The 21948-nt window shown below is 68.5% G+C and carries 20 protein-coding genes; 11 read left to right on the top strand and 9 right to left on the bottom strand.

What is annotated here, in order from left to right; genetic code table 11:
• The first annotated feature begins 306 nt into the window (after positions 1–306).
• From OHB24_RS18085 to OHB24_RS18070, 4 genes are all read left to right on the top strand, one after another.
• Positions 307–1158 (top strand): CAP domain-containing protein, encoded by an 852-nt coding sequence (locus tag OHB24_RS18085; RefSeq protein WP_327640211.1) that lies wholly within the window; start codon positions 307–309, stop codon positions 1156–1158.
• A 1071-nt stretch (positions 1159–2229) separates the two neighbouring features.
• Positions 2230–2508, top strand: a complete 279-nt coding sequence (locus OHB24_RS18080) for a hypothetical protein (protein WP_327640210.1) — start codon at positions 2230–2232, stop codon at positions 2506–2508.
• A gap of 23 nt (positions 2509–2531) precedes the next feature.
• On the top strand, positions 2532–3296 hold the full coding sequence (locus OHB24_RS18075; RefSeq protein ID WP_327640209.1) for a CAP domain-containing protein: 765 nt from the start codon (positions 2532–2534) through the stop codon (positions 3294–3296).
• A gap of 137 nt (positions 3297–3433) precedes the next feature.
• Complete coding sequence (locus tag OHB24_RS18070; RefSeq protein ID WP_327640208.1) at positions 3434–3688, top strand: hypothetical protein; 255 nt, start codon at positions 3434–3436, stop codon at positions 3686–3688.
• Here the strand turns inward: OHB24_RS18070 and OHB24_RS18065 are convergent.
• Positions 3667–4632, bottom strand: a complete 966-nt coding sequence (locus tag OHB24_RS18065; RefSeq protein WP_327640207.1) for a GlxA family transcriptional regulator — start codon at positions 4630–4632, stop codon at positions 3667–3669. The genes OHB24_RS18070 and OHB24_RS18065 overlap by 22 nt on opposite strands.
• An 82-nt stretch (positions 4633–4714) precedes the next feature.
• Here OHB24_RS18065 and OHB24_RS18060 point away from each other — a divergent pair, with 82 nt between their 5' ends.
• Positions 4715–5476, top strand: a complete 762-nt coding sequence (locus OHB24_RS18060; protein WP_327640206.1) for an MBL fold metallo-hydrolase — start codon at positions 4715–4717, stop codon at positions 5474–5476.
• Between the two features lie 112 nt (positions 5477–5588).
• Positions 5589–6059, top strand: coding sequence for a lamin tail domain-containing protein (locus OHB24_RS18055; RefSeq protein WP_327640205.1), 471 nt, complete (start codon positions 5589–5591; stop codon positions 6057–6059).
• Positions 6060–6066: 7 nt separating this feature from the next.
• On the opposite strand, the gene OHB24_RS18050 is transcribed toward OHB24_RS18055, so the two are convergent.
• Entirely contained in the window at positions 6067–6927 is an 861-nt protein-coding gene (locus OHB24_RS18050; RefSeq protein ID WP_327640204.1) for an MOSC domain-containing protein, read from the bottom strand.
• A gap of 57 nt (positions 6928–6984) precedes the next feature.
• On the opposite strand from OHB24_RS18050, the gene OHB24_RS18045 reads away from it, so the two are divergent.
• A complete protein-coding gene (locus OHB24_RS18045) occupies positions 6985–7503 on the top strand; it encodes a helix-turn-helix domain-containing protein (protein WP_327640203.1) in 519 nt (172 codons plus the stop codon).
• On the opposite strand, the gene OHB24_RS18040 is transcribed toward OHB24_RS18045, so the two are convergent.
• Positions 7466–8227, bottom strand: coding sequence for a spermidine synthase (locus OHB24_RS18040; RefSeq protein ID WP_327640202.1), 762 nt, complete (start codon positions 8225–8227; stop codon positions 7466–7468). The genes OHB24_RS18045 and OHB24_RS18040 overlap by 38 nt on opposite strands.
• A gap of 220 nt (positions 8228–8447) precedes the next feature.
• Here OHB24_RS18040 and OHB24_RS18035 point away from each other — a divergent pair, with 220 nt between their 5' ends.
• On the top strand, positions 8448–9440 hold the full coding sequence (locus tag OHB24_RS18035) for a malate dehydrogenase (RefSeq protein ID WP_327640201.1): 993 nt from the start codon (positions 8448–8450) through the stop codon (positions 9438–9440).
• Between the two features lie 56 nt (positions 9441–9496).
• Here OHB24_RS18035 and OHB24_RS18030 read toward each other — a convergent pair whose 3' ends face one another.
• From OHB24_RS18030 to OHB24_RS18015, 4 genes are all read right to left on the bottom strand, one after another.
• Entirely contained in the window at positions 9497–12718 is a 3222-nt protein-coding gene (locus OHB24_RS18030) for a S8 family serine peptidase (RefSeq protein WP_327640200.1), read from the bottom strand.
• A 98-nt stretch (positions 12719–12816) separates the two neighbouring features.
• A complete protein-coding gene (locus tag OHB24_RS18025; RefSeq protein ID WP_327640199.1) occupies positions 12817–16104 on the bottom strand; it encodes a S8 family serine peptidase in 3288 nt (1095 codons plus the stop codon).
• A 170-nt stretch (positions 16105–16274) separates the two neighbouring features.
• Entirely contained in the window at positions 16275–16985 is a 711-nt protein-coding gene (locus OHB24_RS18020; protein WP_327640198.1) for a transporter substrate-binding domain-containing protein, read from the bottom strand.
• 67 nt (positions 16986–17052) lie between these two features.
• Positions 17053–17493, bottom strand: coding sequence for a GNAT family N-acetyltransferase (locus tag OHB24_RS18015; protein ID WP_327640197.1), 441 nt, complete (start codon positions 17491–17493; stop codon positions 17053–17055).
• 85 nt (positions 17494–17578) lie between these two features.
• Here OHB24_RS18015 and OHB24_RS18010 point away from each other — a divergent pair, with 85 nt between their 5' ends.
• Positions 17579–18841 carry a glycoside hydrolase family 18 protein gene (locus OHB24_RS18010; protein WP_327640196.1) on the top strand — a complete coding sequence of 421 codons (1263 nt, stop codon included), beginning with the start codon at positions 17579–17581 and terminating at the stop codon, positions 18839–18841.
• Positions 18842–19483 carry a phosphotransferase gene (locus tag OHB24_RS18005; protein ID WP_327640195.1) on the top strand — a complete coding sequence of 214 codons (642 nt, stop codon included), beginning with the start codon at positions 18842–18844 and terminating at the stop codon, positions 19481–19483.
• On the opposite strand, the gene OHB24_RS18000 is transcribed toward OHB24_RS18005, so the two are convergent.
• Positions 19471–20391: a helix-turn-helix domain-containing protein gene (locus OHB24_RS18000; protein WP_327640194.1), complete on the bottom strand. Its 921-nt coding sequence runs from the start codon at positions 20389–20391 to the stop codon at positions 19471–19473. The two genes, OHB24_RS18005 and OHB24_RS18000, sit on opposite strands and share 13 nt — an antisense overlap.
• A gap of 72 nt (positions 20392–20463) precedes the next feature.
• Here OHB24_RS18000 and OHB24_RS17995 point away from each other — a divergent pair, with 72 nt between their 5' ends.
• Positions 20464–20775, top strand: coding sequence for a cupin domain-containing protein (locus tag OHB24_RS17995; protein ID WP_131344540.1), 312 nt, complete (start codon positions 20464–20466; stop codon positions 20773–20775).
• A gap of 163 nt (positions 20776–20938) precedes the next feature.
• On the opposite strand, the gene OHB24_RS17990 is transcribed toward OHB24_RS17995, so the two are convergent.
• Positions 20939–21919 carry a pirin family protein gene (locus tag OHB24_RS17990; RefSeq protein ID WP_327640193.1) on the bottom strand — a complete coding sequence of 327 codons (981 nt, stop codon included), beginning with the start codon at positions 21917–21919 and terminating at the stop codon, positions 20939–20941.
• Positions 21920–21948: the final 29 nt, after the last annotated feature.

Below are 21948 nucleotides of genomic sequence, written 5' to 3'. Positions count from 1 at the left end.
GCGGTTCAGTCAATCGTTTTCTTCAGGATTCGTTAAGAGGGCATTCGGCTCCGTAACGATGACCTTGCACGTCGGTTAAGGTCGCTGTTCGGTGAGACCAGGGGGGACCTGGCTGGACCACGGGGAAACGACGCGCAACTCGGTACGACGAAAAAACGAAGAGGATTCGCCCATCCCATGACGGATTCGCCTACCCCCCGGCGGCACCGCGGTAGCAGAAGAGCGCCCCGGCGGAGCCGTGGCCTCGTCGCCCCGGTCGTCAGCGCACTCTCGGTCCTGGTCGCGATCGGACCTGTGGTCTGGCTGATGTCTCGCGACACCAACCAGGCCAATGCCACCGACGTGCAGTACGTCTCCGAGAACACCCGCGTCGACGGCGGATCGGCGGTCGAGGGTACGACGGCCGGCACACCGCTGATGACCGTCACCAGGACCTTGCCGAACGGCCGCACGACGACAGCAGTCCTCGGTACGCCGGCCTTCGGTGCGGCCGCGTCCTCCTCCGCGACCCCGGCCGGCCCGGGTACGTCGAGCGACACGCCCAGCCCCACGCTCACCACGCCGACGGCGCCGACCGTCGGCGTGACCACGGTGACCGTGCCGCCGACCGCGCCACGCCGTACGCCGACCCAGACCAGCAGGCCGACGAGGACCGCGAGTACGACGCCGACGCGGACCCCGACTCGTACGCCGACCAAGACGCGGTCCACCGACCCGACTCCGAGCGAGACCACGCAGCCGCCGACCGGTGGCGGCGGGACGAACACGCAGGAGCGGCAGGTCCTCGAGTACACCAACCAGATCCGTGAACAGCAGGGCTGCGGCCCGCTCCGGCTGGACAAGGCACTCGTCGAGGCCGCCGGCAAGCATGCGTCGGACATGGTCCGCCGGCACTACATGGACCACACGAATCCTGACGGACAGGACCCGGGCGATCGGATGGCGGCCGCCGGGTACCGCGGGTCGGGCTGGGGCGAAAACATCGCGGCCGGCTACGACAGCGCACAGAAGGTCGTCGCGGCCTGGATGCAGAGCGACGGGCACCGCAAGAACATCCTGAACTGCCGGTTCACCACGATCGGCGTCGGGTACGACCCAGGCCAGGTGCGGTCGGACTGGGGACCGGGCAGCTGGGTCCAGGACTTCGGCAGAAGCTGAGACCGGGTAGCCATCGTGGTTGTCATCGTGTCTAGAACACCGAGAGTGGCCAGAACGTTGTTCCAGGGCCACAATGTCCGACCGATTCACGGTCGGTCGCGGCGGGTAGGTCCTGTCTGGCGATTCCGCGCCGTCGCGAGCAGGTGCTCGGTGCGGTGCATCGGCGTGCGGGAGCGAAGGTCTCGATGCGGAGCATCGTGGCCTTTGCTCACGTGCGGCGAGGTGCCGTGCCGAGTGCCGCGCAGTAGGCGCGGAATCGCCAGACAGGACCTGAATCCGTCCTTGTCATGTTGCCGGACGTTCCTGGGGGGCTCCGGTGAGACGACGTGTGAGGCGTCTCGATCTGGCGAGGCACGTCTTGGGGGCGCGACTTTGAAGGGAACAACGAAATAATGTCCGAGTCCGGCAACGGCCGGTACAAACCACGCAGGAAAGCGACGCGAGCGGCCTCCCGTTCGTCGCGGTCCGGCAACCGGCCCACTCCGCCTGCGGAAACCACCCCGCCCGCACCACCCGAACCGCCGCGCTACGCGCCGCGGACCAGCGACGAGTCCCCGTTCTGGGCCAGCGCGCCGAAGGGCGCCACGTCCAGCGATTCCCCGTTCTGGGCCGGCGGCAACCAGTCACGTCCTGCCACGCCGCAGTACGCCCCGCGCGGCGCGCTGCCCAGCTACACCGCTCCCGACACCGACTCCGGTCTGCCCACTCGGCCTGCCGAGGAGCCGGGTCTTGGGAGCCGGCGGCCTGCTGGTGGTACGCCGTCGTGGGTCGACCAGTCGATCGCCGACACCGACCCCGAACCGCCGACCCGCGCCCGCCGCGCAGCCGCCCGTACGGAGACCCCTGCCCCGTCCCCCGCCCCGCTAGGTGAAACCGCCGGCACCTGGTCCTCCCGCCGAGCCGCCGACGACTGGGCGTCCCTGGGCACCGCCTCAAGCTCGGAGTCTGCAGCTACAACCCGCTCAGCCGCAGACGACCTCTCCGCAGCCGCCACCCGCCGCTCGACCCCCCGCCCCGAAGCAGACGCACCTGCATTCGGCACCGCAGCCCCAGCCACCGGAGCAGCCGCAAGTGCGTTCGGCCTCGCCGACTCCGGCGCGGACACGGCTCGCGCGGACGCTGGCGTGGCTGGTGCTGGTGTTGGTGCTGCGGCGTACGCGGGTGTTGGGTCTGAGCTCGGTGGGACCGACGCCGGCGCCGAGCATGTTGCTGCTGTTGGTGCCGGCGGGCGTGGAGCCTCTGGGCCGGGTAGGCCTGGCGGTTCTGGACCTGGCGGTAGTGGGCCAGGACGGCGTACTGCAGCTCGGTCGGCGGCGGCTGGGAAGTCGGCTCGCGGCCGTCGTACGGTGATTGCTATTGCTTCTGTCCTGCTGGTGATCACGCCGATCTCGTGGATCCTGCTGCACCAGCCGCAGAACGACGAGGCCGACGCCTCGATCCCGATCGTCACTCGCACCGACGACACCTACATCACGCCCAGCGCCAAGCCGGCCGTCGCAACCCCCTCGGCCAAGGTCACCGTCCCGCCAACGGCGACCCCCACGGCCACCCCCACCAACACCCCGTCGGAAACCCCCTCGGCAACCCCGACCAACACGCCGACGGACACCCCCACAGACACCCCCACCACCAAGTCCTCCAAGTCCCCCACCACCGCCCCAACCTCGGCCCCGACAACGCAGCCCACCACAGCCCCAACCTCCCCGGGCCGCACAGTCCCCACCCCCACACCAACCAAGACCACCACAACCCCACCCCCACCGGTCGACGGCGGCATGGACGCGAACGAGCAACAACTGTTCAACCTGATCGACAACGCCCGAGCGGACAACGGCTGTGCACGCCTGAAAGAAGACCCCAGCCTCACCTCAGGTGCTCGGTCGACCGCGCAGAGCCGGGCGACCTCCGGTGACAACCTGAACGGCAGCTCCGGCTCGCAGGTCGGTGCCGGTGGTGACGGCATGACCGCGCAGCAGGCCTACAACCAGCTGATGAAGAAGTACAAGAGCCAGGTCCTCGACTGTGGTCGCACAACGCTGGGGGTAGGCATGAAGTCGGCCGACCACGACACCGGCATTCTCTGCCCGCTGATCTGCGGTTCAACCGCGCGCAACGCGTGGGTGGCGAACTTCTCCTAGGCGCGGAGCTGCACGCAGGCATAACCCCCTCGGGCTGGCCCTTTGGCCGCTCGAAATGGGGTTTATGCCTGCGTGGCTGTTCGCACAGTGCGACTATGGGGGTGAGGACCCTGGTTCGCCGGCCTGCGGGAGGTTGGATGTTCGAGCGGGATGATGTGGATCGGGCGGAGCCGGCGCATTTGGGGATTCATCCGGATGCGTTCGCGGAGGAGCGGCCGGATCCGCGGCCCGAGGAGGCCAGGCGGATGGGGTTGAGTCGGCATACCGAGGAGGGCGCCGTGCTCTACTTCGCGTCGTCGCTCGACCGCGGTAAGCCCGCGCACCGGATGATGGCTTGGATCCTGCTGATCACGTTCGCCGCGCCGGTGATCTACATCCTGCTCGTGCTGTAGAACTCCTGCCGATGCCGTTGCGGCGTCGTACCGAGCAACCCGTGGAAGTGGTGCCGGAGCGCGTCGCTGCTCCCGAACCCGCTCTCCGACGCCACCCGCTCGATCGACAGGTCCGTTGTCTCCAGCAACAACCGTGCCCGGTCCAGCCGCTGTTGCAGCAACCATGTCTGTCCCGAGCTCCCGGTCCGCGCCCGGAACTGCCGGGTGAACGTACGCCGTGACATCGCCACCGCCCCTGCCCACTCGTCCAGCGACACCGGCTGGTCGAGCCGCGCCCGCGCCCACACCATCGCCTTCTCGATCACGTCGTCGGCGGGGTCCGGCGGCACCGGCACCGGGATGTACTGCGCCTGCGATCCGCTCCGATGCGGCGCCACCACGATGTCCCGGGCAACCTTCTCCGCCACCTCGACCCCGTGGTGCGTGCGTACCAGGTGCAGGCAGCAGTCCAGCGAGGCCGCCGTACCGGCAGAGGTAACCAGGTCCCCCTGATCCGACCACAGGACGTCGGCGCGGACCTTCAGCTCCGGATACCGCGCCCGCAGCTCGTCGGCGAACCGCCAGTGCGTCACCACCTCACGCCCTTCGGCGAGCCCGCTCTCCGCCACCAGGAACGCCCCGACGCACAACCCGACCACGGTCGCGCCTCGCGCATGCGCCCGCCGGATCGCGTCCAGCAGTACGTCGGACGCCACCAGCCCGGGCTCCCAGCTCGGCAGCACCACGACGTCGGCCCGCTCCATCACCTCGAGCCCGTGATCCACCGTGATCCCGAACCCGGCGCTGGTCGGGAACGATCCCGGCTCCTCCGCACAGACGAGTACGTCGTACCGGGACGGCAGCCCGCGGCGTTCGCCGAGCACCAGGCACGGCACGGACAGGTGGAACGGGCTCATCCCGGGATACGCGAGGACCGCAACAGTACGCAAAGAGGCAGGACGCATGAACACAGTATGGCCCGATCTTCAGGAACTGTGACTCGCGGGCCAATGGTGAGACGGACCGCCAGGCCGGAGGATCGTGGTCATGAAGATCACGCACATCGGCGGCCCGACCGCCGTCCTGGACCTCGGCGACCTCACGTTCCTGATCGACCCGGCGTTCGACGAGCCTCGCGACTACCAACTCCCCGGCCGAGTGATGACCAAGCTGACCGGCCCGGCGATCCCGGCCGCGGAGCTCGGCCCGATCGACGTCGCCCTGGTCTCGCACGACGAGCACAAGGACAACCTCGACGACGCCGGCCGCGCGCTGCTCCCGTCCATCCCGACCGTCCTCTCCACCCCCGGCGCGGCGGTTCGCATCCCCGGCGTCCGCGGGCTGAAGAACTGGGAGTCGATCGACCTGCCCCGGCCGGACGGCGGTGTGATCACGGTGACCGGCGTACCGGCGCTTCACGGCCCGGAAGGCGCCGAGGCGGTCCTCGGTTTCGTCACCGGATTCGTCCTGCAGGGCGAGGGCCTCCCGACCGTCTACGTCTCCGGCGACAACGCGTCGCTCGGCCTGGTGAAGGAGATCGCCGACCGGTTCGCGCCGATCGACGTCGCGGTCCTGTTCGCCGGAGCGGCGCGGACGGCTCTGCTCGACAACGCCAACCTCACCCTCACGTCGGCGGACGCGGTCGAGGCCGCGCGGATCCTCGACAGGGCGACGATCGTCCCCGTCCACACCGAGGGCTGGACCCACTTCAGCGAGGGCCCGGAGCAGCTCCTGGCTGCGTTCCGTGACGCCGGCCTGGAGAACCGCGTCAGGCTGCTGGAGCACGGCGTCGCGACGAGCCTTGATTGAGGGCTTGACGAGCACGGAGCGTGACGGATAGCGTGCGTGCGCCGGGGGGAACCGGCAGTTTGCATTCATCGGGCCGGGGGGAATTCGGCCCACTGCCAAGGGGGACATTCCTTTGTTCGCACGACGCTTCCGCACGCTCTTTTCCGCTGCCACGGCCGCCGTGGTGCTGGCCGGTACGGCGGCTCTCGCGCCGCTGCCGGCCGATGCGGCGATCACCGTCGTCCTGAGCGGGATCCAGTACGACCCGCCGGGCGCGGATGTCCGCACCAACGCTCAGCTGAACAACGAGTTCTTCACCGTGCGCAACATCAGCTCGCGACCGATCAACCTGTCCGGCTTCCGCGTCCTGGACGCAGCCAACCACCTGTTCGTGTTCCCGCGCGGCTACGTGCTCCCAGGCCGGTCGACCGTCATCATCCGCACCGGCAAGAACCGCAACCGCGCACTCACCCTGTACTGGAACCAGAGCTGGTACGTCTGGAACAACACCGGCGACACCGCCCGTTTCCAGACCCCGGCCGGCAAGACCTTCGACACCTGCACCTACAAGGCAGTCACCGGCCGCTACCGCGTCGGCTGCTAGGCCGGGCCTAGCTGCGGCGGTCCGGCGCGGGGTCGGTGCCGTCCGGGATCCATTCCTGGACAGTGATCTCGTCCCCCACCTGGATGTTGCCAGGGGCAAGCACAGCGCCCTTGACGCCGAAGCTCACCCCGCCGCCGTAGGCGGGTTCCCGCCGGTACGTCGCCAGCGTCCGGGTCGGTTCCGGCCCGGACTTGGCGCCCGTGGCCTGATCAACGGTCGGCACCGCGCACCGGATCCCGCGCGCGGAGTACCCGATCTCCACCGCGCCGGCGGTCATCCGGAGCACCTTGTCCTCGGTGTGCGGCTCGGCCCACCCGGAGACGACCAGGTTCGGCCGGAAGCGGTTCATCGGGATCGCGTTGCCACCGTGTTCGAGGATGCGTGCATTCAGCCCGTCGAGTGACGCCTGCGACGTGATCATCAACGCGTGCGCGTCGCCGAACCCGGTCAGCCCGCGATTTACGCCCCACCCGGGCCGCTCGTGCTCGGGCGTCACGCGAACCAGAGCCGCCGGCGCACCGAGCCGCGCGGAGAACCACTCGTCCGCGGCCGGGTCCTGCACGATGCCCTGCCCGAACCATTTCTCGAACAGGCTGACGTCCCGCCGCTTCCCGTCGTACCGGATCTCGATCTCGAGGTCCGGGGCGCCGGGCGCCGACAGCCGGAGCGCGTCGCCGGCGAGTTCGGCACGCAGCGTGGCCATCGCGGGCAGCTTGCGTTGACTGAGGAACGTCCCGTCCGGCTGGACCAGCATGAACAGCCGGTCGTTCAGCAGACCGGTCGGTCCGACGTCGGCGGTCTCGACGGGGATCCCGGCGAGGCCTTTCACCGGGTAGTAGGCCAGGGCGGCAACCTTCGCGACAGACACGGGGCTAAGCGTAACCGGCCTTGATCTGTTGAAACATGTTGAGTTATGTTTGAACACGTGGAGGATGTCGCAGCTTTCGCCGCCGCCTTGCAACGGGTACGTCGTCAGGCGGGTCTGAGCTACCGCCAACTGGCGGACCGCGCGCACTACTCGCATCCGCACCTGATCCGCGCGACCAGCGGCAAGCACCTCCCGACCTGGGACGTGGCCGCCGCCTATCTGACCGGCTGCGGACTCCCGCCGGACCTGCTGCCGGTCTGGCACCGGCGATGGCAGCAGGCGAGCCGCGATCCGCGCGACATCGTCGGTTTGCTGGAGAACGCGGAGAACCTCGAAGACCTGGGAGTCGCGCTAGCGGCGCTAGCCCGGCCGCGATCCTTGCGAGCGCTCGAGCAAGAGACCGGCATCCCGCGGGCGACGATCCAGGCGTGGCTCCAAGGCACCAGGCTCCCCGGCAGAGACCGCCTCGACCACCTCGTCCGGACAGTCGGCGCAACCCCCGCCGAGCGCACCGCGGTCGCCGAAGCCTTACAACGCCTCAGCTCCGGAAGGCTGAGGCCGGCGCCCGCGGCGTGACGAAGCCTTCCGCGTCGGTCAGCGGCGCCGCTTTCCCGGCGAGCTCCTGCAAAGGCATCACGTCGTACGGCGGTTGCGCCCGCCGTCCCGCATCCGTCAGATCAGGCACGGCTTGCGGTGACGCCACCATGATCACGTTCCCGAACCCCTTGCCCCGCAGGATCTTCCGCTCAGCGAGTACGACGCCCTCACCAACCACGTCCCGTACCGTCGCCGCCGTACGCCGGATGAACGGCAACCCGGCCTTCCCGTCGATGAGGTTCGCGATCAGTACGCCGGTCGGCCGCAGCACCCGAGCGCACTCCGCGAAGAACTCGGCCGTCACCAGATTCGCCGGCACCGCCTCGTGCTCGAACGCGTCCAGGATCACCAGGTCCATCGAGTCGTCGTACAACTCGGTGATCCCCGCCCGCCCGGTGACCGGCCGGACCTTGATCCCGGACCGCTTCGGCAACGGCAGCGCCTCGCGGACGAACTCGGTCAGGTCCTCGTCCGGTTCGAGCACGATCTGCCGCGACCGCGGCCGCGTCACGGCGACGTACCGCGGCAGGCTCAGCGCGGCCCCGCCGACATGCGCCACCGCGATCGGCTGACGCCGCGGCGCGACCGCGTCCACGACGTCGCCGATCCGGCGCATGTACTCGAACGACAGGTTCCCCGGGTCCGCCAGATCCACCTGCGACTGCGGCGACCCGTCAACCCGCAGCAAGAACGTCCCATCCACCTGCGCCTCAACAGTAGCCAACCCCGACCCAGTCCGCCGCTCCACGGAGCCATCCTCTCAGCTCCCATCTTTGAGAACCCACCAACCATTTGTCAGCAAGCAAAACGGTTGGTGGGTTCTCAAAGATGGTGTGAGCAAGTCGGTGGTGCCCCAGAGTTGGGATGAGACAGCTGGGTTGCTAGCGTCCGAAGCACATAATCGGATGAGCTAGGAGCATGTCGTGAGCACTACACCGGTGAAGGTGGCCGTTACCGGGGCCGCAGGGAATATCGGTTACAGCCTGCTGTTCCGGATCGCGAGCGGCGCACTGCTCGGGCCGGACACGCCGGTGGAGCTGCGGCTGCTGGAGATCACCCCGGCGCTGAAGGCGCTCGAGGGTGTCGTGATGGAGCTCGACGACAGCGCGTTCCCGACGCTCGCCGGGATCGAGATCGGCGACGACCCGAACGTCGTCTTCGACGGGGTCAACGTCGCGCTGCTGGTGGGCGCGCGGCCGCGGACCAAGGGGATGGAGCGCGGCGACCTGCTGGAGGCGAACGGCGCGATCTTCACCGTCCAGGGCAAGGCGCTGAACGACCACGCCGCCGACGACATCCGGATCACCGTCACCGGCAACCCGGCGAACACCAACGCGCTGATCGCCAAGAGCAACGCACCGGACATCCCGGCCGAGCGGTTCTCGGCGCTGACCCGGCTGGACCACAACCGGGCGCTGGCGCAGCTGGCGAAGAAGACCGGCACGCACGTCACCGACCTGAAGAAGCTGACGATCTGGGGCAACCACTCCGCGACCCAGTACCCGGACATCTTCCACGCCGAGGTGGCCGGCAAGAACGCGGCCGAGGTCGTCAACGACCAGGCCTGGGTGGAGAACGACTTCCTGCCGACCGTGCAGAAGCGCGGCGCGGCGATCATCGAGGCCCGCGGCGCGTCGTCGGCGGCCTCCGCCGCGGCGGCCACCATCGACCACACCCGCGACTGGCTGAAGGGCTCGGCCGAGGGTGACTGGCTGTCGATGGCGGTCGTCTCCGACGGTTCGTACGACGTACCGGAGGGCCTGATCTCGTCGTTCCCGGTGACCACCAAGGACGGCAACTGGGAGATCGTCCAGGGCCTGGAGATCAACGAGTTCTCCCGCGGCAAGATCGACGCGTCGACCGCCGAGCTCGGCGAGGAGCGCGACGCCGTGAAGGACCTCGGCCTGATCGGCTGACAAAAGCACCCAGCAGAACGCCCCCGGGATCGTTTCCCGGGGGCGTTCTGTCGTTCTCACCGCAGGCTGTAGGCGGCGATCACGGTTTGCGTCGTGCTGTTCCCGGCTGCGTCCGTGGCGGTGGAGCGCAGCGAGACGGTCTTGCCCGCAGGCGTCGGGAAGATCGCCTTGCCGCCGGCGACCGGTGCCTGGCGCCAGGTCGCTCCGGCGTCGCCGGAGTACTCGATCTTCACCTTCGCCACCGCACCGCCCTTGACCTCGTACGGCAGGACGGTGACCGGCTTGCGTTCCATCGTGTTGTTCCCGTCCAGCTCCGGCCGGAACGCGACGGTTCGGATCGGAACGCTCGTCTGGTCCGCCGACGACGTGAACGTCGCCTCCAGATCGACCCGCGTCGAGAACGGCCACACGTCCTGGGTGCCGGTCGTGACCAGTTTGTACGACGCCTTACCGGCGGGCAGGTCCGCGACGTCGATGTTGCCGAAGTACGGCGAGGATGCGATCTCGGTCCCGTCGCGGTAGAGCTTCGCACTCGCCGGCGTCATGGTGATGGCGCCGACGTGCCCGTCCGCGTCGGTGAGGCTGTACAGCGAGATGTTCAGCTCGCTCCCCGACCGCGTCGCGGCGTACACCGACGGCACGAACGTGGCCGCGTTCCATCGCTCCTGGTAGTACCGCCCGGCCTTGTACAGCACCGGCTTTCCTTCCAAGCGCCACTTCGGGAACGGGAAGTCCCCGCCGTCCGTGTCCTCCTCGGTCCGGCCGGACCACCCGTACTGCGTGTCGTCGAGGTAGTACCGGATCGTCCGCGGCGGGTCGACGCGAATGACACGAGCCCAGCCGCCACCACCGTCGGGCATCACCGGGTGCAGCATCTTGAACAGCCGCGCATCCGTCGCCGCGTTGACCGTGCTGTCCACGGTCGCGAGGTCGGACTGCTTCACCTTCCGGTCGAATCCGGTCGGGAACTCACCCGGGAAGTAGTTCGCGATCCCGTACAGGTACGGCGTGTTCGTGAACAACCCGTCCGCGCCCGGCACACCCCACTGCGACGTGACGGACCCGGACAGTTCGTCCGCGGGCAGCTTCGGCCCGGCGCTGAACGTGTACATCGTCCCGGACAGGAAACCGCCCGCGGAGTACATGTACGTGCCGCCCTTGATCTTCCGGTCGAAGCCGATGCCCGAGTTGGCCTGCTTCGCGTCGGCCTTCGGCACTGACGTGGTGATCGGCTTCGCCTTCCGCGCGTCGAGGACGACGGTCTGGTCCGAGGTGAGCTTGACGCTCGGTGCGACCAGCGTGAAGAAGATCCAGTCCTCGGTCCCACGCTCGAACTCCTGGAACTGGTTGAGCAGATACTCACCCTGCGCCAGCCGGAGAGTGACCGTGCCGTTCGCGTCCGGCGAGTACATGTCGTTCTCGTTGTTGTCGACGCCCGTGACCGACACCGGGTAGTCCGGGTCCGGTGCACCGTCGGGCCGGATCAGCTTGACGGTCAGGTTGTACGTCGGACCTTCCTTGTCCACACCCACCGGTACGACGACCGTCTGGCCGCCCCCGGTGGCCGTGATCCGACCGCTGTACAGCCCGTCCGCGCCGCCGAGCGTAGTGTCCGACGTCGCCTGCACGGACGCCGTACCACCGGCCGGGACGGTCACCGAGTCGACACTCAGCTTCAGCGCACCCGTCGGAGCTGCCGCACCGTCAGGCCCGTTCAGCACCGACGTCAGCGACAGCGTGACGGCCGCGTCACCCAGGTTGCGGAACGTCACGTCGCGCGTGACCGGCTGGTCGTCGGAGTGCGGGTACGTCGCCTTCCCGAACGACACGTTGCCGGACTCGGTCACCACCGTCTGCTTGATCGCCGTGGTCAGGTCGATCCGCCCGGCGCCCTGCTGGAACGACGTCTGGTCGGCCGCGACCTTCGCCGATCCCATCAACGCCGCCTTCAGCTCGGCCGGCGTCCAGGACGGGTGCTCCTGCAGCAGAATCGCTGCAGCGCCGGCGGTATGCGGCGTCGCCATCGACGTACCGGAAAGCCGTAGGTACTTGTCGCCGACCGGTTCGCCGATCGAGGAGTCCTTCGACTTCGCCGCCACGATGTCCGTTCCCGGCGCGGTTACGTCGGGCTTCAGCGCGCTGTCCCCGACGCGCGGACCGCGGCTCGACGTCGGGTTGAGCTGGTCCTGCTTGGTCACGTTGCCGACCGTCAGCGCCGCGTCCGCGCTGCCGGGCGAGCTGATCGTCCCGTCCCCCGAACCTTCGTTGCCGGCGGCAATCACAAACAGAGTGCCGGACTGCGCGGTCAGCCGGTTGACGGCTTCCTCGATCGGGTCGAGCTCCGGTGTGTCCTGGCCGCCGATGCTGAGGTTGACGATCTTCGCCTTGACGTCGTTCGCGGCCCATTCCATGCCGGCGAGGATCGCGGACTCGTCGCAGCCCCAGACCTCACAGATCTTGCCGTCGTAGATGCGCGCGTCCGGCGCCACGCCCTTGTAGCGCCCGTCCGACGCGGCACCGGTGCCGGCGATCGTCGACGCGACGTGCGTACCGTGGCCGACCACGTCGTCCGCTGACTCACCGGTGAAGTTCTTCTCCCCCGCGATCTGCGTCGCGAGATCCGGGTGGGTCGCGTCGACGCCCGAGTCGAGCACAGCGACCGACACGCCCTTGCCGGTGTACCCGGCCTGCCACGCGACCGGTCCGCCGATCTGCGGCACCGACTGGTCCAGCAGCAACTTCCGCTTGCCGTCCAGCCACAGTTTGCTGAACCCGGCCGAGCTCATGAACGCCTTGGCGTTGCTCTTGCTGACCTTCATCGCCGCGCCGCTGATCGACGGCAGCTGCCGCGTGACCCGCGTTCCGGCCGGTACGGCGCGCTTCGCAGTGCCGGCGTACGTCGTCAGCACCGGGATGGTGCTCGTCGACGCGTCGTCGTACCCGTCCTTCACCAACTCGGCGACATCGAACAGCCGACGGTCGATCCGGCCGTCCCCGACCGCCTTGTAGACGTCGGCCGGGATCACGTACGCGTGGTCCCGGACCCGGTAGGTGTTGAAGCCGACGTGCTCCCGGCCGGCACCGGGCTCGACGGTCGCCTTGGTCATGTCGCCGCCGGGCAGCAGCACCCGGTCGCCGGTGATCAGCGTGACACTGACGTCCTTGCCACCGGTCTGGGCTGCCTTCTCAGCGGACGGTTTGGCGGCCGGCGCCGCATCGGCCGGTGTCATCACCCCGACGGCAAAGCCCGCGACCGCCAGGACGGCGATCGCGGGCATTCCTCTGCGCGTAGATCTCGAGCTCACTGCCTCACCCCAAAAAGTCGGTTGTCTGCGCAACACCTAGAACGCGGCAACCGGTCTCCGGGGTTGCGTCGTCAGCGCATCGCGTACGACCCGATCACCGTCAGGTCCGTGACGTTGCCCGCGCCGTCGACCAGGTGCGACCGCAGCGAGACGGACTTTCCGGCCGGCGTCTGGAAGATCGCCTTGTACCGGCCGTGACCGATCGGCGCTACCGCGGCGTTCTTCCAGGTCTTACCGCCGTCGCCGGACACCTGGACCGTCAGCTTGCGGATCACCGGCCGCTCCTGCCCAGCTTGCGCGTCCACTACGACGGGCAGGACGGTGACCGGCTTGCGCTCGGCGACGTTGTGATCGTCCACCGTCGGCTGGTAGCGGATACCCAGCAGCGGCAGCCTGGTCTCCTCGGACGTGGCCGCCGAACTGAACGTCCACCGCAGATCGGTCCGGGTGGCGAACGGGCTCTTCGACTGCGTCTGCGTCGACTCCAGCGTGTACGTCGTCTTCGCCGCCGGCAGCTCGGACGCCTCGACGTACCCGAAGAACGGCGACTCGGCGACGACCTTCCCGTCCTGGATCAGCTTGCTGGACTCCGAGTCGGTGACGATGAACCCGCCGTTCCCGTCCGCGTCACCGAGACCGTAGGCCGACACGAACAGGCTGTTCGCCTGCCGAACCGCCGCGTCCGGCGCGATCGAGAACGCCGCCGCGTTGAACCGCTCGCGGTACGACTTGCCGGCCCGGTACTCCTTCGCCGGCGACATGAGCCGGCTGATCGTCTCCGGGAACGGGTTCTCCGGATCCGTGCTCGGGATGATCTCGTCGACCTCGGTCTGCCAGGTGGCCGGCTTGCCGTCGACGTACGCCGTCGTGGTCAGCGGGGCCTTGCCGTACATCAGCCCGACCGCCCAAGCGCCGCTCATCCCCGGCGCGTTACCGAACACGATCCGTTCGTGCTGGCGGTCGCTGGTGGCGTTGACGGTCTGCTGAACGGTGGCCTGTTCCTTCGCCTTGACGGCTCGCACGAAGCCGGTCGGGAACACGCCCGGGAACGTGTCGAGCTGACCGACGAGGTACGGCGAGTTGTCGTACGACCCCTCGGCGTCCGGCTTCGCCCACTGCGACGCGACATGGCCGGTCAACTGCTCCGGCGGCAACACGGCGGACCCCACCTGCGCGGAGTACATCGCCCCGAATCCGAACGACAGACTGGCGTAGCTCAGTCCGAACTGACCGTCGGCGGACTTCCGGTCGAACCCGACGTCGGCGAGCGCTGCCTCCGCGCCGGCCTGCGGCACGGTCACCTTGACCGGCTTGGTCGTCCGCGCGTCGAACACCACCGTGGTGTCCTCGGTGAGCTTGACCGACGGCTGCAGCAGCCCGTAGCTGGCCAAGTCGCCGTTCGGCAGCTCGACGTACTGGCTGCTCTGCACCAGGTACTCACCCTTCACGAGGCGCACCTTGAGTGTGTCGGTGCCGTCGCCGAGGAACTGGAACAGGTTCCGGTCCAACGCGCTCAGGGCGCCGTCGAACGGAGTCGGCTTGCCGTCCACGCCGATCGCCTTCAGCGTGAGGTTGTAGCTCTCCTTCTCCTTGTCCACACCGATCGCGGACGTGACGCTGGCGTCGCCGGCGGTCGCGGTGAGGCGGCCGGAGTACATGCCGTCCGGGCCGGCGTGCTTGGTGTTCGAGGTCGCCTGGACCGTGGCGGTGCCGCCCGCTGGAACGGTGACCGTGGCTGCACTCAGCTTGAGCGCGTCCGCCGGAGCAGGACTGCCGTCCGGGCCGGTCAGCGACGCGGCCAGGTTGAGCGTCACGGCCTGGTCGCCGAGGTTGCGGTACGTCACGGTCTTGGTGACCGGGGCGTCGTCGTCGTGCGGCCAGACCGCCGTACCGAAGGAGACGTTGCCGGGCTCGGCGATCACCGTCTGTTTGATGCCCTTGGCAACATCCACCCGGCCGGCGCCTTGCTCGAACGCGGTCTGGTCCGCGGCCGGCTTGGCCGAACCCATCAGCGCGCCCTTGAGCTCGGCGGCCTTCCAGTTCGGGTGTTCCTGCGCGAGGATCGCGACCGATCCGACCACGTGCGGCGTCGCCATCGACGTACCGTCGAGCCGCAGGTAGTCGTCGCCGACCGGCTCGCCGATGATCGAGTCCTTCGCCTTCGCGGCGACGATCGAGACGCCCGGAGCGCTGATGTCCGGCTTCACGGCGCCGTCGCCGACGCGCGGGCCGCGGCTGGAGAAGTCGGCCAGCTGGTTCTGCTTGTCGACCGCGCCGACGGTGAGCGCAGCGTCCGCGCTACCCGGCGAGCCGATGGTCTGCTCCCCCGGACCGTCGTTGCCGGCGGCAATCACGAACAGGGTGCCGGTCTGCGCGGTCAACCGGTTCACGGCCTCCTCGAGCGGGTCGATCCCCGGGGCGTCGGTGCCGCCGAGGCTCAGGTTGACGACCTTGGCCTTGACCTCGGTCGCGGCCCACTCCATGCCGGCCAGGATCGCGGAGTCCGGGCAGCTGCCGAAGTCGTCACAGACCTTGCCGTCGTACAGCCTCGCGTCCGGGGCCACGCCCTTGTACTTGCCGCTCGACGCGGCCGCCGTACCGGCGATCGTCGAGGCGACGTGCGTACCGTGACCGAAGTGGTCGCCGTCCGGGGCGTCGGTGAAGTTCTTGCCGCCGACCACCTGGGTGGCGAGGTCGGGGTGCGACTTGTCGATCCCGGTGTCGAGAACCGCGACCGGGATGCCCTTGCCGGTGTAGCCCGCCTGCCAGGCGGTCGGCGCGCCGATCTGCGGGACCGACTGGTCCAGCGTGACCTTGCGCTTGCCATCGAGCCAGATCTTGTCGATACCGGCCCCGTCCAGGACCTTGGAGTCCTTGGTGACCTTCAGCGCGGCGCCGTTGATGACGGGCAGTTGGCGCGACACGGTCGCTCCCGGTATGGCGGCTCGCTTCTGCGCCTTGCCGCTGTACGTGACGATCAGCGGCAGCGTTTCGTCGTACCCGTCCTTGATGAGCGCGGTCACGTCGAACAGGCGGCTGTCGAGCTTGCCGCCGGCCAGGCGCGCGCTGACGTCGGACGGTACGACGTACAAGTGGTCCTTCAGCCGGTACGAGCTGAACGCGACGTCGGTCCGGCCCTCGCCGGGCCGGATCATCGCGCGGGCGGGGTCGCCGCCGCGCAGGGTGACCCGGTCACCGGTGATCAGCGTGACGCTCTGGTCCTTGGCTGGGTGAGCTTGGGGGCCGGCTTTTGCTTGGCCCGGGGCGGCTGTTGCTTGGCCCGGGGCACTGAGCCCGAAGGCGGCGATCAAGGCGACGGCGGCAACGCCGAGGCGCCTCGATCGTGGTGTGGATACCACGATGGAGTCCCTCCCGATCGGTTGTCCTCACAGCGGGCCGCACTAGTCCACTCACAGAGCGGAGTCATACGGCCACTCACCGATAGATGTCCGGACCCTATCGAATGGTTGCCAGAACCACCTGCCACGGCAGGTTGTTGCCTCGTCACTGCCCGTAAGGGCAGGCAGGCTCAGGCGGGCGGGGCCACCGTGGCGTCGGCCTGCCCAGAGGCGGCGAGGGACGCGGCGATGAAGCCTGAGGACTTCAGGTCCTCGATCAGGTCGTGCAGGTAGGCGACCGTGTCCGGGTGCTTCGACTTCGCGGTGCCGACGGCCTGCTGGATCTGCATGAACCGCTCGTCGATCAGGCGCAGCTCCGGGTGCTCGGCGACGTACCGGGTGATCGGCTGCCGGATGCCGGCCGCCACCTCGAGCCCTTCGTCGCGGAACACGTCGACGCCCTCCGCCCCGCGGACAACCGTTGCCTGCTGCAACGTCCTGGTCAGGTAGAGGTCGTACGCCGACCCCTGCTTCACCCCGATCCGCACCCCCGGCGCATCCACCTCGGCGACTGCCGTCAGCCCGGAATCCCGCGGTACGGCGAACACCCCCTCGATCACGACGTACGGCGCGGTGAACGCCACCTCGGTCGCCCGCGCCGGGTCGATCGCGAGAAAACAGAGATCCGCCTGCCCGGTCGTCATCGCCTCGAACGACTTCCGCGCCGCATCGAAACAGACCAACTCCAACGACACCCCCAACCGCCGCGCCAACTCCCGCGCGATATCGACAGTCACCCCACCCGGCGCCTCCGCCGTCCCCTGCGCCAACACCGGATTCCCCAGATTGATCGAGGCCCGCAGAACCCCACCCGCCGCAAGATCCCCAGCAACAGTCGTCATACCACCGACCCTATCCGTGCCCTACGGCCCGGCCGCCTGACGACTGACGAATCTCGTCAGTCGTCTGTCAGAGCTGTTTCTCGAAGAAGACGCGGTGGCGGCCTTGGATGGATTCCCGGGCGGTTTCTGTGTAGCCGTGGTGGGGGTAGTAGGCGAGGTTCTCGGTCATGGCTTCGTTGGTGTAGAGGGTGATGCGGTGGTAGCCGCGGGAGCGGGCCTCGGTTTCGGTGAAGGTCAGGAGGGCGGCGCCGATTCCTTGGCCTTGGGCGGTGGGGGCGACGGCCAGAACGTCCAGGAGGAGCGAGTCCGGCTCGTCCTCCAGCAGTACGAAGCCGAGGACGGATCCGGCATCCGCGGCGACCCAGACCTTGGCTGCGGTGATCGCTGCGGCGTAGTCGACCAGCATCGGGATCGGGGGTACGCCGATGCGTGGGATGTAGTGCTCGAACGCGGTCCGGGCGATCTCCGTGACCGCGTCAGTGTCGGTTGGTTCGGCCGGTCGGATCATGTCGGCATTCTAGTTTTTGCAGAGACATTGCATAAGTCGTCCCGCGGTCCTACTGTGTGCGCAGGATCCTTCCGATGGGGGTGTTATGAGGCGTCGGAGTGTGGGGCTGCTGATGGCGGCTGCGATGGTCGTACCAACGACTGCCGCCGTACCTGCCGAAGCGCACGGCAGCGACAAACGAGTGGTGGGGTACTACACCAACTGGAGTGGGTACGGCCGGAATTTTCTGGTCAGCGATCTGGTGAAGAACGGGTCCGCGGCCCGGCTGACCCAGATCAACTACGCGTTCGGCTTCGTCGACGCCCAGGGGAACTGCCTCAGCAGCGACCCGTGGGCCGACTACCAGCGACCGTTCACCGCCGAGCAGAGCGTCAACGGCAAGGCCGACGAGCCCGGACAGGTGCTCAACGGCAACCTCAATCAGCTCAAGCAACTGAAGCAGAAGTACCCGAAGCTCCGGATCAGCATCTCGCTCGGCGGCTGGACCGGCTCGGCCCACTTCTCCGACGCGGCGCTCACGCCGGCCTCGCGGGCCGCGCATGTGAAGTCGTGCCTGGATATGTGGCTGAAGGGCAATCTGCCGGGTCTTCCGGCCGGCGCCGCGAAGGGCATCTTCACCGGCATCGACCTCGACTGGGAATGGCCTGCCAGCGAAGGCAACCCGGGCAACGTGATCCGGCCGGAGGACAAGCAGAACTTCACCGCGCTGGTGCACGAGTACCGCAAGCAACTCGACCGACTGCCGGGCAGGCACGACCTGACTGCGTTCCTGCCTGCGAACCCGGCGATGATCGACCGCGGGTTCGAGGTCCGTCAGCTGTTCAAGGACCTGACGTTCGGTACGACGCAGGGGTACGACTACCACGGCCCGTGGGAGACACTCACCAACCAGCAGTCCGCGATCGACGGTCCGGCGGGTGATCCGACGACACCGGAGTTCAGTTCGCAGGTGACGATCGACGCCTACCTGGCCCGCGGCGCGCCGCGGAGCAAACTGGTGATGGGCGTGCCGTTCTACTCCCATGGCTGGACCGGCGTGGCTGATGCGAACAACGGCCTCTTCCAGCCGTCGACCGGCCCGGCGCCGTCGACCTTCGACGCCGGCACCGAGGACTATCGCTACCTGAAGGCGCAGTTGGCGAACTACACGGTCTACCGCGACAAGCGCGCCGGTTTCGCGTGGCTGTTCGACGGTACGACGTTCTGGACCTGGGACGACCCGGTCGAGATGAAACGGAAAGCGCAGTACATCTCGCACCGCGATCTGGGCGGCGCGATGATCTGGTCACTCGACGGCGACACCACAAATGGGGAGCTGATTTCGGCGCTGCACCGTAACCTTCGGTGAGTGGATCTGAATCTTCTCCAGGATCGGTTCGGCGCTGACGGCGCCGAACCGATCTCGGTCGGTTGCTCCGACGCGACGGTGGTCCGGCTCGACCGCGGCCCGGAACGCCTGTACTACAAGGCCGGCCCCGGTGTGTCCGATGAGGCGGACCGACTGGCGTGGCTCGGCTCGACCGGTTTCCCCTGCCCGCACATCATTGATCAAGGCAACAACTGGCTGCTGACCACGGAGCTGTCCGGCCGCGACGCGTCCCAACCGTGGCCGGCGCGCGATCGCCCCGCCGTGCTCGCGGCCATCGCCGACGGTCTGCGGGCACTCGACGAGCTCGCCGACTGCCCGTTCGCCTCGCCGTTCCCTGGCACCGGAACCGCCGTGACCCACGGGGACTACGCGGCGCCGAACGTCTTCATCGACCCGACGACACTGCGCTTCAGCGGCATCCTGGATCTCAGCCGGCTCGGCGCCGGCGACCGGTACGTCGATCTCTCGTTGATGTTCAAGAGCCTGCGCGGCACACTCAACCCGCAGTACGGCGGGCCTCCCGCGGCGCGCCGCTTCGTCGAGCTGTACGGCGGCGATCCGGACGACCCACGCATCGAGCACTACATCACGCTCGATGACACCGGCGACTACGTGCCCTGATACGCGCGGCGGTAGGCGCTCGGGGTGGTGTGGAGTGCGGCGCGGAACCGTCTCCGGAGATTGGTCGCGGACGATAGGCCCACGCGGGTCGCGATGGCGTCGACGGAAAGGTCCGTTTCCTCCAGCAGAACACGTGTTCTGGCGATCCGCTGAGCCAGCAACCACTGCCCTGGCGCCGCGCCCAACTGTTGCTCGAAGCGCCGCGCCAGGGTCCGCGGCGAGACGTTCGCCCGCCGAGCCAGGTCGTCGATCGTGAGCGGCTTGTCCAAGCGTTCGACAGCCCAGTCCAGCAGGCCTCCCAGCGACTCCTTCGGCACCGGATCCGTCGAGCGGTACTGCGCCTGACCACCTTCGCGATGCGGCGGCATCACCATCCGCCCGGCAACCCAGGCGGCGTACGACGCCCCGCAATCGCGGCGCACCAGGTGCAGGCACAGGTCGATCCCAGTCCCCGACCCGCCACTCGTCGCGACATCCCCGTGGTCGACGTACAGCACGTCCGGATCCACTTGGACCGCGGGGAATCGGCGCTGCAGTTCGTCGGCGTACCGCCAATGCGTCGCGACCCGGCGCCCGTCGAGCAGGCCTGTCGCGGCGAGCAGGTACGCACCCGAGCAGATGCTGACGAGCCGTGCGCCGCGTCGATGGGCTCGGGTGAGCGCACGCAGTACCTGCTCGGACGGCACGCGATTGATCGGCAGCCAGCCTGGAACGACGATCGTGCCGGCGCTGTCGAGCGCACGCAGCCCGGACGTCACCACCATGTCGAAACCCTCGGTGGTGCGGACGTTTCCGGGTATCTCGGTGCAGACGCTGAAGCGGTACGGCGGATCGCGGAAGACCGCCGCCGCACACCCGAGCTCGAAGCTCGCCTGCGGCGCGGTCACCAGTGCGACGACGCGATGCATGGCAGAAAAGTACCTGATCGGGACTTTCCTGACACTGGGGACGAACCTGTGCACGGCGCGAGGATCGGAGGCATGGAGAACTACGAGTGGGCGTCGGTCGACGACGCACCGGTCCGCGAACTGTTTCCCGGCATCAGACTGCGGCCGCTGTGGTCCGGTGCGGTCGCCAAGGCGTTCGTGCTGCAGATGGATCCGGGATCGAGCTGGAAAGGCATCGACGTCCACGATCCGGGGCCAGAGGAGGTGTTCGTCGTGGACGGGGTGTTCAACGACGGTGAACGCGACTACCCGGCCGGTTCGTTCATCCACGCCCCGGCCGGGTCGTCCCACGTTCCACAGTCCACCCAGGGCTGCACACTGTTCTTGTTCTACCCCGAGGGTTAGGGGGTGTCTGATGGTTCCGCGCCGTAGCGAGGAGGTGCTCGGTGCGGTGCATCGGCGTGCGGGGGCGAAGGTCTCGATGCGGAGCATCGTGGCCTTTGCACCCGTGCGGCGAGGTGCCGTGCCGAGTGCCCCGCAGTAGGCGGGGAACCATCAGACACCCCCCTCAGTCGGTGCTTCGGAGTTCGGTCGGGGCGCCGTGGACTGCGGGGATGCTGCCGAGCTTGCCGGCCTGGAAGTCCTCGAAGGCCTGGATGACCTCGGCGCGGGTGTTCATCACGAACGGACCGGCCATCGCGATCGGTTCACGGATCGGGCGGCCGCCGATCACGAGGACGTCGAGGTTCGGCTCAGCCTGCGGCTGCGTCGTACTCGCCGCCGTGCGGATCGTGTCACCGGGACCGAAGACGGCCAGTTGGCCCTTACGGATCGCACGCCGCTCGGACCCGACAGTGCCCTGACCGGCCAGTACGTAGACGAGTGCGTTGTAGTCCGGCTGCCACGGCAGCACCATCTCGGCGCCAGGGCTGACCGTCGCGTGCACCAGCGTGATCGGGGTGTGGGTCGAACCAGGTCCGTTGTGACCGTCGACCGAGCCGGCGATCACCCGGATCAGCGAGCCGCCGTCCGGTGTCGAGAGCAGGGCGGAGTCACCGCCGCGGATGTCCTGGTAGCGCGGCGGGGCCCACTTGAGAGACTTCGGCAGGTTCACCCAGAGCTGGATGCCGTGGAACAGGCCGCCGCTCACCACCAGGTGCTCCGGCGGGGTCTCGATGTGCAGCAGGCCGCTGCCCGCGGTCATCCACTGCGTGTCGCCGTTGGAGATCACGCCGCCGCCACCGTTGGAGTCCTGGTGCTCCATGATCCCGTCGAGCATGTACGTCACGGTCTCGAAGCCGCGGTGCGGGTGCCACGGCGTGCCCTTCGGCTCACCCGGCGCGTACTCCACCTCACCCATCTGGTCCATGTGGATGAACGGGTCCAGATCACGGAGGTCGACGCCCGCGAACGCCCGCCGTACCGGGAAGCCCTCGCCCTCGTACCCGCTCGGCGCGGACGTCACCGACTTCACCGAGCGCTCGTTCACCGACTCCTGCGCACCGATGCGGGGCAGAACGGTGATGTCACTGACGGTCACGGCGGGCATGATGTGCTCCTCGCTGATTGGTAGTTCAA

Source organism: Kribbella sp. NBC_00482, from assembly GCF_036013725.1.
GTDB lineage: Bacteria > Actinomycetota > Actinomycetes > Propionibacteriales > Kribbellaceae > Kribbella.
The sequence above is the reverse complement of the archived record's forward strand: the minus strand, read 5'-3'. Positions and strand labels throughout refer to the sequence as shown.

What these genes read in the sequence shown, in the direction of transcription:
- OHB24_RS17995 (WP_131344540.1), top strand. Translation starts at nt 20,464, where the DNA reads ATGGAGAACTACGAGTGGGCGTCGGTCGACGACGCACCGGTCCGCGAA.
- OHB24_RS18015 (WP_327640197.1), bottom strand. Translation starts at nt 17,493, where the DNA reads ATGATCCGACCGGCCGAACCAACCGACACTGACGCGGTCACGGAGATC.
- OHB24_RS18010 (WP_327640196.1), top strand. Translation starts at nt 17,579, where the DNA reads ATGAGGCGTCGGAGTGTGGGGCTGCTGATGGCGGCTGCGATGGTCGTA.
- OHB24_RS18000 (WP_327640194.1), bottom strand. Translation starts at nt 20,391, where the DNA reads ATGCATCGCGTCGTCGCACTGGTGACCGCGCCGCAGGCGAGCTTCGAG.
- OHB24_RS17990 (WP_327640193.1), bottom strand. Translation starts at nt 21,919, where the DNA reads ATGCCCGCCGTGACCGTCAGTGACATCACCGTTCTGCCCCGCATCGGT.
- OHB24_RS18020 (WP_327640198.1), bottom strand. Translation starts at nt 16,985, where the DNA reads ATGACGACTGTTGCTGGGGATCTTGCGGCGGGTGGGGTTCTGCGGGCC.
- OHB24_RS18030 (WP_327640200.1), bottom strand. Translation starts at nt 12,718, where the DNA reads ATGCCCGCGATCGCCGTCCTGGCGGTCGCGGGCTTTGCCGTCGGGGTG.
- OHB24_RS18085 (WP_327640211.1), top strand. Translation starts at nt 307, where the DNA reads ATGTCTCGCGACACCAACCAGGCCAATGCCACCGACGTGCAGTACGTC.
- OHB24_RS18065 (WP_327640207.1), bottom strand. Translation starts at nt 4,632, where the DNA reads ATGCGTCCTGCCTCTTTGCGTACTGTTGCGGTCCTCGCGTATCCCGGG.
- OHB24_RS18070 (WP_327640208.1), top strand. Translation starts at nt 3,434, where the DNA reads ATGTTCGAGCGGGATGATGTGGATCGGGCGGAGCCGGCGCATTTGGGG.
- OHB24_RS18060 (WP_327640206.1), top strand. Translation starts at nt 4,715, where the DNA reads ATGAAGATCACGCACATCGGCGGCCCGACCGCCGTCCTGGACCTCGGC.